An 11,743-nucleotide genomic window follows, 5' to 3' on the forward strand; every position below is an offset into this window, starting at 1 on the left:
GCGGGCTGCCATAGGCGCCGGCCACCCGGAAAGATCCGACAATGTCTTCGATCCAGACCGGCGTAAGGGCGCCGGAAAGTCTATGGCGCCGCGAATTGCGCGCAATGATTGCTTTGAGCTGGCCGATGGTGATGACCAACCTCGCCCAGATCGCCATGAATGCGACTGACGTGATGATGATGGGCCGGATCGGTCCAGACACGTTGGCGGCGGGGTCGCTTGGTTCCAACCTCTATTTTGCGCCGCTGATCTTCGGGCTAGGCCTGATGCTGGCGACCTCTCCAATGATGGCCACCGAGCTTGGTCGTCGCCGTAATTCGGTGCGCGACCTGCGCCGCACCGTGCGCCAGGGCCTTTGGGTCGCCATTCTGGTGTCCATCCCGATATGGCTGTTGTTGTGGAATACCGAGAGTATCCTTCTATGGATGGGGCAAGAGCCTAATCTGGCGCGGGACGCAGAGCTGTATGTGCGCTGGCTGCAATGGGCGGTGTTGCCGTTCTACGGATATATCGTGCTGCGGTCCTTCATTTCGGCGCTGGAACGACCCGCCTGGGCGCTGGCAATCATGTTTGTAGCGGTCATCTTCAATATGCTGTGCAACTGGGGTTTGATGTTCGGCAATTTTGGCCTGCCGGCCTTCGGCATTGCCGGAGCCGGCATGGCCACCACCCTGTCCAGCATGCTGATGTTTATCGGTCTTGCAATTGTCGTTTCGGTCGAAAAGAAGTTTCGACGCTACCGCCTGTTCGGTCGCTTCTGGCGCGCTGACTGGCCGCGCTTTCGTATGCTCTGGCGACTGGGCGCGCCGATTGCCGGAATCTTGGCCTTCGAGGTGACCATTTTCAACGCTGCTGCGCTGCTCATGGGCCTGATAGATGCGGCCTCCCTGGCAGCCCATGCCATCGCCATCCAGATTGCCTCTGTCACTTTCATGGTGCCGATGGGCGTTGCGCAGGCTGTCACCGTCCGTGTCGGCCTTGCCTATGGCGCCAAAAACCCCGACGGAATCAGCCGCGCTGGCTGGACCGGATACGCCATCAGTGTCGGCTTCATGACGGTGATGGCTCTGGTGATGGTGCTGTTCCCGCACGCGCTCATAGGCGCTTTCATCGACCTCAATAATCCCGTCAACACTGCGGTGATCGGGCTTGCGGCAACCTTTCTGTTTTACGCAGCGCTGTTCCAGATAGTGGACGGTATGCAGGCGGTTGCATCAGGCATGTTGCGCGGCCTGCACGATACTAAAATGCCAATGGTTCTGGCAGCTATTGGCTACTGGGGCGTCGGCCTGCCGCTCGGCGTCGTGCTTGCATTCCATTTCGACCTCAAGGGAAGCGGAATCTGGATTGGCCTTTCGGTCGGGCTGGCGGTGGTGGCGGTGCTGCTGCAATACCGCTGGCTGCGCCGCGACAGGCTTGGGCTGACTCGAAACCATTAGCAGGCCTTGCATCACCGACAAAAATCAAGCGCCCTCACTGCCGGATCTATATCAGGCATTGAACCACGACCACTCATTGTGCCAGCATTCTCAAGCGACAAGCGTCGATCCGAATTCGATGCTATAGGCGCATGGCCGCGCGGCGCGCGGCGGAAGCTTGGAGGCAGACGATCATATGGCAAGAACCGACATAGCGCGGCGTGTCTATAACCATGCATGGAAGCTCGATCCGATCGCTCGATCTCTGCTCGACACGGATTTCTACAAGCTTTTGATGCTGCAGATGATCTGGGGCATGTATCCCAAGGTCGATGCAACGTTCTCGCTGATTAATCGCGCCAAGAAAGTCCGGCTGGCAGACGAGATTGACGAGCAGGAGCTGCGCGATCAACTTGACCATGCCCGCTCGCTTCGCTTCACCAAAAAGGAAATGATCTGGCTAGCGGGTAATACCTTCTATGGCCGCAAGCAGATTTTCGAGCCCGAATTCCTCGTCTGGCTGGCAGATTTCAGACTGCCTGAATATCAGCTTTCAAAGCGCGACGGGCAGTATGAACTGGAATTCCACGGGCCGTGGATGCACACCACCATGTGGGAGATTCCGGCGCTGGCGATCATCAACGAGTTGCGCTCGCGCGCAGCCATGAAAGTGTTCGGCCCGTTCGCGCTCGATGTTCTTTATGCACGCGCCAAAGCGAAGATGTGGGCCAAGACCGAACGGCTGAAAGCACTGCCGGACATTCGGATCTCCGATTTCGGCACACGTCGGCGCCACTCTTTCCTGTGGCAGCGCTGGTGCGTGGAGGCGTTGAAAGAAGGTATCGGCAATGCCTTTACGGGCACCTCTAACGTGCTTCTGGCTATGGACAATGATCTGGAAGCGCTAGGAACCAATGCGCATGAATTGCCGATGGTTCTGGCCGCGCTTGCCAAAACCGACAAGGAACTTCTGGCCGCCCCCTACAAGGTGCTGCAGGACTGGCAGCGCTATTATGGCGGCAATCTTCTGATCGTGCTGCCCGACGCCTTCGGCACGGCTGCCTTCCTGCGCGATGCGCCCGACTGGGTAGCTGATTGGACAGGTTTTCGCCCCGACAGCGCCCCCTCCATTGAGGGCGGCGAACGCATCCTCAAATGGTGGCGCGAAAAGGGTAGAGACCCGCGCGACAAGCTGCTGATTTTCTCCGATGGCCTTGACGTCGACACCATTGAGGAAACCTACCGGCATTTCAAAGGCAAGGTGCGCATGGCGTTTGGCTGGGGCACCAATCTGACCAATGATTTCGAGGGCAGCGCACCGGTGAAAATTGACGGTTTGAGCGCCATCTCACTTGTCTGCAAGGTTACGGCCGCGAATGGCCAACCGGCGGTAAAACTTTCCGACAATCCCGCCAAGTCAACAGGCGATCCAGCTGAAATAGAGCGCTACCTGAAGCTGTTTGGCGAAGCGGACAAGCGCGTCGAATTGCCCGTTTACGTCTAGGCCGCTCGCATGGGTGGCCGGCGAAGGAACATCGGCTCGGCTGTGCTGGGTGCCGGCGTGATGCTGCCGGCTGAAGCCCTTGCTCATGCTTCCGATCGTGGGCACGTGCTCCTGCTGCCGACCGGCACTTATCTCATCGGTGGGGCAGTGGCAGTCGCTGCCAGCTTCGCGGGTCTGGCTTTGCTTTCGCCCGACAGCGTTGAGCGCCTGGCTCGGCAACGGGTCGGCCTTGTCGCGGCACCGCTGCGCTGGCGGCTAACCACCAGCATGGGTTCGTTTCTCGTAATGGTCATTCTGATAGCCACCGGTCTCTGGGGCAGCCGGGACCCACTTTCCAATCCGCTGCCGCTTGTCGTCTGGACATTGTTTTGGGTCGGGCTAACGCTTGTCCAGGGCATTTTCGGAAATGTCTGGGCATGGATCAATCCCTGGACTGGGCCGGTCTGGTTGTTGCGAAAGATAAGCGGCTTTAGCGGGCACGGTCGGCGCCTGCCTTTCTCGATAGGCACTTGGCCGGCGGTACTCCTGTTGTTTTGCTTCGCCTGGTTTGAATTGGTTGACCCTGCGCCCGATGATCCGGCACGGTTGGCGAAGGCGGTGACGCTTTATTGGCTCTTCAACACCGCGATGATGCTCCTGTTCGGCACACGGGCATGGATGCGGCGTGGCGAGGCTCTATCAGTATTTTTCACCATGATCGCGCGGCTATCGCTTTTTTGCGCGCGCCCCGGTCGCTTCATTTCCGTTGGCTGGCCAGCCGGCAAGCTGGTTTCAGCACCGGTCCTTCCCCTCAGCGGCGTCGTTTTCCTGCTGCTTGCGCTCGCCGCAGTCTCTTTTGACGGAACCTCGAAAACCTTTTTCTGGCTTGGGGCCAACGGAATCAACCCGCTGGAATTTCCAGGGCGTTCGGCCCTGATGACAACAAACACGATCGGCCTTGCCGCTTTCGCCATGTGTTTTACGGTGCTCTATCTGGGCGCAGTCAGCGCTGGTGCCATGTTAGCCGGCACATTGAGCAACTGGAAACGCGATGCCGGACAGCTTGTCTGGTCGATGGCACCGATAGCGCTTGCCTACCACTTTGCCCATTATATCACCTTGCTGGCGGTCAACTCACAATATGCGCTGGTGGCGATCTCCGATCCCTTTGCCTTGGGCTGGGATCTGTTTGGCACAGCCTACGCGCAGGTCTCTCCTGGCATCATTGCTGGAGCAGAATCGGCGCGGGTGTTGTGGAACCTACAGGCCGGCGCGATCATCGTTGGCCATGTGCTTGCGGTGTTTGCCGCTCACCTTCTCGCATGCCGCAACGGGGATACACAATCGAGAATCACCAGGCGACTTTTGCCCCTCACCGTGCTGATGATCGGCTACACGGTGTTCGGACTTTGGCTTCTCTCAACGCCTACCGCTGGGTGACGTTGCGGCAGCGTCTATTGCCACGCGAATTGTTTGATGATTAGTTTGTACACATGCAATTTTTTCGGGCTTGATAGCGGCCCTTATCCGCTGTGAATTCGGTCACAACTTTAAAAAAATGGGGAACAGCATGACTGGAAATCGCACCAACAAAGGCCTTCTGGATAAATCAATCACGCGCCGTACGGCCCTGACGGGGCTTGGCGCTGCAGCAGGGCTTGGCCTTGCTCCCGGCTTCGTCCGCTACAGCCAGGCGCAATCCTCGGCGCCGATCAAGATCGGCTTCCAAGCCCACCGCACAGGCATTGGCGCCGCTTATGGCCGCTGGTACGAAAAAACCACCAATGCCGCCGTGAAGGCGATCAACGATGCGGGCGGCATCACCGGCCGCCCGGTCGAGATCATCATCGAGGATGATGGCACCGACCCCAAGCGCGGCGCGGAAGTGGTGGCGAAATTCGCCAGCCAACACAAAACTGACATTGTCTTCGGCACGCTGTTTTCGCATGTGGTGATCGGCTCGGCGCCGGCGGCTGGCGAGATGAAGATCCCCTATTACGTGGTGAGCGAAGGCCACCACGTCGCCTCCACGAAGTTGAACCGTTATTGCTTCCAGCCCGGCATCACCGATGTTAAGAGCCAGGTCATCGCTACTGCGCCCTGGATTGCCGCCAACGCCGGCCGCAAGGTGACGATGATTTTCCCAGACTTCGCCTTCGGTCATGATCACCGCGATTACCTGCCGCCCGCATTGAAGGCCGAAGGTGCGGAAGTGATTGCGCAGATCGCCATCCCGCCGACCGAAAGCTCCTTCACCAAGTATTTTCCGCAGATCCCAGCCGAGACTGAGGTGATCTATCATGTGATGGTAGGTCCAGCCGTGTTGACCTTCGTCAAGGAACTTGGAGAGTTCTACGGATCGAACCGGCCGCAACTGTTCGGCTTCCTCGATTCGCTTGAGGCGGTCGATATCAACAGCCCGGGGCTCGAATTTCTCGATGGCAGCCATTTCTGGGAGGGTTCGCCGCGTTATGCCCAATCCGACGATACGGACGCCCAGAAGGCCTACCGCAAGGCGGTCGGCATCGACGATAATGGTGCGGCGGCCGGCGACCCCAAGGATGTCTCCACCGCCTCTCACATGTTCGGCTGTTGGGAAACGCTTTACGTTGTCAAGAAGGCGATGGAAGACGCCGGCTACAAGGGTCCCGAGGACCGCGCGAAACTTGTCGAGGCGACCGAGGCGCTGACCGAGTTTGCCGAGGGGCCTGAGCACCCGCAGGGCAAGAAACTGTTCAACGGAAAAATTCACCAGTGCTTTGGCCGCCAGAACATTTCCAAAGTGAGCGGCGGCAAACTGGTGGTCGTTCATCGAACGGCTATCGAGGATGGCATGTACGAACCAGAGGGCGATTACACGACACAGGCGTTGTGAGGCGGTTGGGTGACGGCAAGGTCACATCCATGAAGCTCTCGCCGGCAGACCCGTCCTAAATGTCCTTTGGTCCGCATCTCTTCCTGGCCGTTCTGGAAGGCCTCGTGACCTCGGCTGTGCTGGCGCTGACGGCGCTTGGCCTGTCGTTGGTGTTTGGTGTCATGCGCGTCGTCAATGTCGCGCATGGCGAGTTCTTCATGCTGGGCGCCGTATCGGCCTGGTTTATCTCCACCGCGCTTGGCGGTCATCCTGCGATCGGCTTTGTTGCAGCCCTGATCATCAGTCCGCTTCTTGTCGGGGCGCTGGCGCTCTTGTCGGAACGGCTGGTCCTGCGCCGGCTCAACTACAATCCCGAAGCGACAATCGTCGCCACTATCGGCATGCTCTATATCATCCAGCAGGCGGCTTTGACCTTTTACGGCCCGGAAGCGCGGCCTGTGGAGCCGCCGTTCAACCTTCGGGTTTTGTTCCCCTGGTTCGGCTATTCCGGCTACAAGCTGTCGATCATCGTAGCTTCGATACTGCTGATGCTAGGCACTTGGTTTGTGCTGACGCGCACCCGCATCGGGCTCATCATGCGCGCTACCCAGTTTGACAGCGAAACAGCTCAGGCTTTCGGCATACCAGTCGACCGCGTTTATGCCGGCGTCTTTGCACTTGGCGCCATGCTGGCGGCCATCGCCGCCGTGCTGATTGTGCCGATCCAGCAGGCACACTATTTGATGGGACTTGATCCGCTCTTGATGTCGTTCATCGTCGTGATCATAGGCGGGCTCGGCTCGCTGCGGGGCACTGTCGTCGCGGCGGTTCTTGTCGGGCTGTCCGATGGCATCATTTCGGTCTTCTTCTCGCCGACACTGGCAAAAATGCTGGCAACGCTTTTGGTGGCAATGGTGCTGGTGTTTCGTCCTCAGGGTCTTTTCGGGGAGCGTCAACGGTGAGCCGGACCGCTGCCGCATGGGCGCTGCATCTCGTCGTAATCGGGATTTTGTTCCTGCTGCAGTTCGTGCTGCCGGAATATCATCACGGCGTACTGGCCCGCGTCATGGTGCTGGCGGTTTTTGCCATGGGGTACAATCTTCTGTTCGGCTATGTCGGGCTTCTATCGCTCGGCCATGCGATGTTCTTCGCCGCCGGGCTTTACGGCGCTGGGCTCACCGTCGAGCACTTTGGATTTGGCATGGTGCCAGCCTTTGGTGCAGGGCTTGCGGCCGGGGCGGTGTCTGGCCTGGTGATCGGACTGCTGGCGCTGCGCACCACAGGGGTCGCTTTCATGATCGTCACCATGATGTTCGCGCAGGTGACCTATCTGGCCATCCTCTATTGTGCCGAGTGGACGCGCGGCGATGATGGCTTCGTGCTGGCCCAACCCCTGCGCAGCGTGAACCTTGCTGGACTGCAACTCGATCTGACCAACCCGGCGACGCGCTATTTCGCGGCACTGGCGCTATTTGCCGTCACTCTTTTAGTGACGCTCGCCGTCGTCCGCTCATCCTTCGGGCGCGTGCTGGTGGCGATCCGCGAAAACGAGGAGCGCGCACGCATGCTGGGCTATGATGCCTTCGCCAACAAGCTGGTGGCGGTAGTTGTCTCGGCCACCATCTGCGCGGCAGCAGGTGCTGCCTATGCGCTTCTGTTCGGCTATGTCGGGGCGTCCTTTGCCTCGGTCCAATATTCCATCCTGCCGCTTCTGTGGGTTCTGCTCGGCGGCGCGGCAACGGTACTCGGTCCTTTTTTGGGTACGCTGTTCATGTACTATGTCGTCGATGTCACATCCGGGTTTACCTCGGCCTACCTGTTCATCGTTGGCCTCGCGCTCATCCTCCTCGTCCTGTTCTTCCCGGCGGGCGTGCTGGGCACCATCCGGGCGCGCTGGCTACGGTGGCTGCCATGACGCCGCTGCTTATTACCGCCGGAATCAGCCGCCATTTCGGAGGACTGAAAGCCGTCCAGAACGTCGACTTTCAGATCGTGCCAGGCGAGATCCGCGCCATTATCGGCCCTAACGGCGCGGGCAAGACCACCTTCGTCAGTCTCATCTGCGGGCGCATTGCCCCGAGCTCTGGTGCCATTGCATTCGACGGCGTCGACATTACTGACCTGCCGGCGCATGAGCGCGTGCGCCGCGGTATTGCCTACACGTTCCAGATCACCAGCATCTTCGCCAAGCTCACGGCGCGAGAAAATGTCGCGTTGGCCGTGCAACGCCAGCTGATAGACGCAGGCACTGGCATGCGAGCTCAGGCATTGAAGCGAGGTGTTGCCGACGCGCTAGAGCGTACCGGTATCGCCGCTTATGCCAATACCGAGGCAGGCACGCTGTCCTACGGCCATCAGCGCCTGTTGGAAGTGGCGATGGGCCTCGCGTTAAAGCCACGACTTCTCATACTGGATGAGCCGACGCAGGGTCTGTCCGATGGCGAGATCGAGAACTTCATCATACTGGTGCGCAGCATTGCAGGCACCAGCACGGTGCTGCTGATTGAACACAATATGCAGGTGGTGATGGCGCTGGCGGACCGCATAACTGTCTTCGATCGGGGCAGCGTTCTGGCCGAAGGGCTGCCGGTCGATATCCGCAACGATGACAAAGTCCAGCGCGCCTATTTGGGAAGCGCCATCGATGACTGATGCGCTCACCATTTCCGGGCTCGACTGTTTTTATGATGCCGTCCAGGTCCTACACGGCATAGATCTGACGCTGCGCGAAGGCGAGGTGCTCTGCCTGCTCGGTCGCAACGGAGCCGGAAAGACCACGCTCCTCAGGGCAATCATGGGGCTGGTGCCTGCGCGCGCGGGTTCGATCATGCTGGGCGAAGCCGACCTTAGCCGGCTGCCGCCCCACCAGGTCCCGAAATCCGGGGTCGCCTACGTTCCACAGGGACGACGACTGTTTTCCGAACTGACCGTTTCCGAAAATCTGGAAATAGGCCTGATGGCGCGCAGCAGGGGTGCCGCGACCCGCGAGCGTGTGCTTGCGCTCTTCCCGGTGCTGCGCGAGCGGTTGAAGCAGCGCTCAGGCACGCTGTCTGGTGGTGAACAACAGATGCTGGCCATGGCCCGCGCGCTCTGCCTCGAACCGACAGTACTTCTATTAGACGAACCGACCGAAGGCCTGATGCCCTCAATGATTGCAAAAATCCGGGAGACTGTATCCGGATTGCGCGACCATGGCGTTTCAACCATCCTTGTGGAACAGCGGGTCGATGCCGTTCTGCCTGTCGCCAACCGCGTCGCATTCATCGAAAACGGCCGCAACCGCGAAACCGTGGATGTTGCGTCTCTGCGCGCAGACCCGGCACTCGTCCACCGCTATGTAGGTGTGGGATGAACCCGGAAATCTGCTACGGTAAACGCCAGCCCAGAAGTCGCTTCTCAAGAACGTTGATCGCAAGATTGACGCTTAAGCCAAGCGCCGACAGAAGAAATATTCCGGCCAGAAGAGCGTCTGACGCCATCAGATTGCCGGCCTGCAGCACATAGGCCCCCAGACCATATTCCGCGCCGATCATCTCGGCTGCAACAAGCAGGATGATGGCAATGGAGGCCGAGATGCGAAAGCCTGCGATGATGCCGGGCATGGCGCCGGGCACGATGATTTTTCGAACGATGGCAAACCAGGGCAGGCCGAAGGACTGCGCCATCCGGATCAGGGTGCGGTCGACATTGTCGGCCCCGGCACATGCCGCGATGATCGTCGGAAAAAGCGTGCCGAAAAAGATCGTTGCAAATTTGCTCTCCTCACCAATGCCGAACCAGACAATGAAAAGCGGCAGAAGAGCAATCTTTGGTATCGGGAATATCGCGGACACGAACGGCAATACGATGGATCGCAGCGGGGTGAAAAGGCCGGCACCCAAACCGACAATCAGGCCCACACACGTTCCCGCAGTCCACCCTAGCGATAGACGCTGGAGCGAGGCGCTGAGATGAAGCCAGATGTCACCCGAACGAAACAGGCGGTCTAGCGCGCCAACTATTTCCGAGGGCGGCGGCGCGGTGATAGGGCTGATGAAACCGGAACGCGCGGCCCACTCCCAGGCCGCAAGCAGGAAAACAAAACCCGTTGGGGCAACCCAGCGGATAAGTTTTGGGGCAAAGCCTCCGGCCCTGAACACGATCTTTTCGGCAGAGGCCATGGCTTTTCTCCGGGTCAGGTACACTGGTTGCTGAGACAGCGCAGTTTTTCTGCTTGTAAGGCGACGTAATCGGGGTTTTCCCGGCGTTCCGAGACCGGCATTTCCAGTTCCAGCAAGTGTTCAACTCGCCCTGGTTCCGGCGACATCACCACGACGCGGTGGCTCAGTTTCACAGCGTCTTCAAAACTATGCGTCACGTAGACTGCCGTGAAAGCATCCTGCTGCCAGAGGCGGACCAGATCATCCACGAGCATCTGCTTGTTTTTCCCGTCCAGCGCCGAGAGCGGTTCATCCATCAGAAGGACGGCAGGCCGCACCGCCAGCGCGCGCGCGATAGCAAGCCGCTGCTGCATGCCTCCACTCAACTGACCAGGGTATTTGTCGGCGTATCCTCCCAGCCCGGTCCGCGAGAGCACGTCGCTGACGATGTCACGCCTTTGGCGGAGAGACAGCGGGTGGTGTTCGAGCGCGAGCGAAATGTTTCCGGCCGCCGTTCGCCACGGCAGCAGGGCCAGATGCTGAAAGATATAGGTAACCGGGTTCAGGCAGTTTTCCGCAACCGCACCGGTGCAAAGCACCACGCCTTTAACAGGGCGCAACAACCCCCCGACGATCCGCAGCAGAGTCGATTTTCCGCATCCCGATGGTCCGACCAGCGAAAGAATGCTGCCCGACGGAATGGTAAGTTGAATATCTTTCAGCACCTGCACGCCATCGTAGGAATGCGAAATGGATTGTAGTTCAAGTTTCAAGGAAGCCGCCTCCACGCCTTGGGTCCACTCCAGCCTTAATGCACTGGAGCGGACCCAGGGATGTTATTCAGCTCCGACAAATTGCGGAGCCACGAGCTTTTCCATCGTCAGACGGTCGGGCACCAGCTGTTTGTCGATGGCCCATTGCAGTTGATCTGCGATGCTTGCCATATCCAGCCTTGCGTCCTTCGCAAAGGCGACGGCACCAGCCGCGATCAGGGGCCGGGCCTCATCCGCTGTCTTGTCGCTGTAGACATATTTCTGGATGATCTGAAAGACTTCATTCCGTTCGACCGGGTCTGCGCCGTCGGCTAACGCCCTGGAGTAGTCATCGATTGCTCTCTTATAGGCGCGCATGAACGCATCGACGAGCGCGGGCTTGTCGCTAACATTTGCCGACGAAGTAAAAATGGTCGACACCTGATACGGCTTCTCAAAATCGCTGATATTGCCAATGATCCGGGCCTCACCCGCATCGGCCAGCGGTTTGGCAATATGAGGAACAATGGCCGAAGCGTCGACATTACCGGTTTTGAGTGCGGCAACGAGCGCCCCATATTTCTGCAATGGAACAAGCTTTACCGTGTCGAGGTCCAACTGATAATCCGCTGAGATCCTCTCAATCATATATTCGTGCGAGGAGCCTTTTTGCGTCATGCCCCATGTATGGCCCGGCAACTTTTCCGGCGATGTCAGACCGGCATCAAACGCCTTGTTGGACGCCATGATCGCCATGCCGGGCTTGCCCTTTTCTTCGGTATAGAGACCACCGATGACCTTGAGGGCCCCCTTGTCCGCGAGATTGAAAAACCCACCGGTCAGGGCAGTGATGCCAAAGTCGATATCGCCCGAAGCGATGGCCACGGAAACAGGCTGCGCCGCCTGGAAAAACTTGAGGCTGGCATCCAGCCCCTCGTCACGAAAATAGCCCTTTTCAAAGGCGATGAAAGTTGGCGCGTGGGACGTGAAGCGCAATGCGCCGATTGAAATCGGCTCGGCATAAGCAAATTGGGCCCCAGCAGTGCAAATGGTCGCAGAAAAAATCGCGGCATAAAAATTCTTGTGTCTCATCAAAA

11 protein-coding genes are annotated in these 11,743 nt (G+C 59.0%); 8 read left to right on the top strand and 3 right to left on the bottom strand.

Going from position 1 to position 11,743, the window contains the following annotated elements; genetic code table 11:
* The first annotated feature begins 41 nt into the window (after positions 1–41).
* The 8 genes from GA830_RS05825 to GA830_RS05860 all read left to right on the top strand — a co-directional run bounded on the left by GA830_RS05825 (position 42) and on the right by GA830_RS05860 (position 9,107).
* On the top strand, positions 42–1,439 hold the full coding sequence (locus tag GA830_RS05825; RefSeq protein ID WP_195164136.1) for an MATE family efflux transporter: 1,398 nt from the start codon (positions 42–44) through the stop codon (positions 1,437–1,439).
* Positions 1,440–1,614: 175 nt separating this feature from the next.
* On the top strand, positions 1,615–2,922 hold the full coding sequence (pncB, locus tag GA830_RS05830) for a nicotinate phosphoribosyltransferase (RefSeq protein ID WP_195164137.1): 1,308 nt from the start codon (positions 1,615–1,617) through the stop codon (positions 2,920–2,922).
* Positions 2,923–2,931: 9 nt separating this feature from the next.
* A complete protein-coding gene (locus GA830_RS05835) occupies positions 2,932–4,341 on the top strand; it encodes a hypothetical protein (protein ID WP_195164138.1) in 1,410 nt (469 codons plus the stop codon).
* Positions 4,342–4,471: 130 nt separating this feature from the next.
* A complete protein-coding gene (locus GA830_RS05840; RefSeq protein WP_195164139.1) occupies positions 4,472–5,776 on the top strand; it encodes an ABC transporter substrate-binding protein in 1,305 nt (434 codons plus the stop codon).
* A gap of 59 nt (positions 5,777–5,835) precedes the next feature.
* The gene (locus tag GA830_RS05845) at positions 5,836–6,717 is read left to right on the top strand and encodes a branched-chain amino acid ABC transporter permease (protein ID WP_195164140.1); all 882 of its coding nucleotides are present in this window, start codon (positions 5,836–5,838) and stop codon (positions 6,715–6,717) included.
* Positions 6,714–7,670, top strand: a complete 957-nt coding sequence (locus tag GA830_RS05850; protein ID WP_258045569.1) for a branched-chain amino acid ABC transporter permease — start codon at positions 6,714–6,716, stop codon at positions 7,668–7,670. The genes GA830_RS05845 and GA830_RS05850 overlap by 4 nt, the downstream gene beginning before the upstream one ends.
* Positions 7,667–8,407 carry an ABC transporter ATP-binding protein gene (locus GA830_RS05855; RefSeq protein ID WP_195164141.1) on the top strand — a complete coding sequence of 247 codons (741 nt, stop codon included), beginning with the start codon at positions 7,667–7,669 and terminating at the stop codon, positions 8,405–8,407. The genes GA830_RS05850 and GA830_RS05855 overlap by 4 nt, the downstream gene beginning before the upstream one ends.
* Complete coding sequence (locus GA830_RS05860; protein WP_195164142.1) at positions 8,400–9,107, top strand: ABC transporter ATP-binding protein; 708 nt, start codon at positions 8,400–8,402, stop codon at positions 9,105–9,107. The genes GA830_RS05855 and GA830_RS05860 overlap by 8 nt, the downstream gene beginning before the upstream one ends.
* 13 nt (positions 9,108–9,120) lie before the next feature.
* Here GA830_RS05860 and GA830_RS05865 read toward each other — a convergent pair whose 3' ends face one another.
* The 3 genes from GA830_RS05865 to GA830_RS05875 form a co-directional block, all read right to left on the bottom strand.
* Positions 9,121–9,915, bottom strand: a complete 795-nt coding sequence (locus tag GA830_RS05865; RefSeq protein ID WP_195164143.1) for an ABC transporter permease — start codon at positions 9,913–9,915, stop codon at positions 9,121–9,123.
* Between the two features lie 14 nt (positions 9,916–9,929).
* Positions 9,930–10,667, bottom strand: coding sequence for an ABC transporter ATP-binding protein (locus GA830_RS05870; RefSeq protein WP_195164144.1), 738 nt, complete (start codon positions 10,665–10,667; stop codon positions 9,930–9,932).
* Positions 10,668–10,730: 63 nt separating this feature from the next.
* Entirely contained in the window at positions 10,731–11,738 is a 1,008-nt protein-coding gene (locus tag GA830_RS05875; RefSeq protein ID WP_195164145.1) for an ABC transporter substrate-binding protein, read from the bottom strand.
* Positions 11,739–11,743: the final 5 nt, after the last annotated feature.

Origin of the sequence: Mesorhizobium sp. NBSH29 (assembly GCF_015500055.1) — a bacterium.
Lineage (GTDB): Bacteria > Pseudomonadota > Alphaproteobacteria > Rhizobiales > Rhizobiaceae > Neomesorhizobium.

Coding starts and splice junctions, on each gene's coding strand:
- GA830_RS05825 (WP_195164136.1), top strand. CDS start 42: ATGTCTTCGATCCAGACCGGCGTAAGGGCGCCGGAAAGTCTATGGCGC.
- pncB (WP_195164137.1), top strand. CDS start 1,615: ATGGCAAGAACCGACATAGCGCGGCGTGTCTATAACCATGCATGGAAG.
- GA830_RS05835 (WP_195164138.1), top strand. CDS start 2,932: ATGGGTGGCCGGCGAAGGAACATCGGCTCGGCTGTGCTGGGTGCCGGC.
- GA830_RS05840 (WP_195164139.1), top strand. CDS start 4,472: ATGACTGGAAATCGCACCAACAAAGGCCTTCTGGATAAATCAATCACG.
- GA830_RS05845 (WP_195164140.1), top strand. CDS start 5,836: ATGTCCTTTGGTCCGCATCTCTTCCTGGCCGTTCTGGAAGGCCTCGTG.
- GA830_RS05855 (WP_195164141.1), top strand. CDS start 7,667: ATGACGCCGCTGCTTATTACCGCCGGAATCAGCCGCCATTTCGGAGGA.
- GA830_RS05860 (WP_195164142.1), top strand. CDS start 8,400: ATGACTGATGCGCTCACCATTTCCGGGCTCGACTGTTTTTATGATGCC.
- GA830_RS05865 (WP_195164143.1), bottom strand. CDS start 9,915: ATGGCCTCTGCCGAAAAGATCGTGTTCAGGGCCGGAGGCTTTGCCCCA.
- GA830_RS05875 (WP_195164145.1), bottom strand. CDS start 11,738: ATGAGACACAAGAATTTTTATGCCGCGATTTTTTCTGCGACCATTTGC.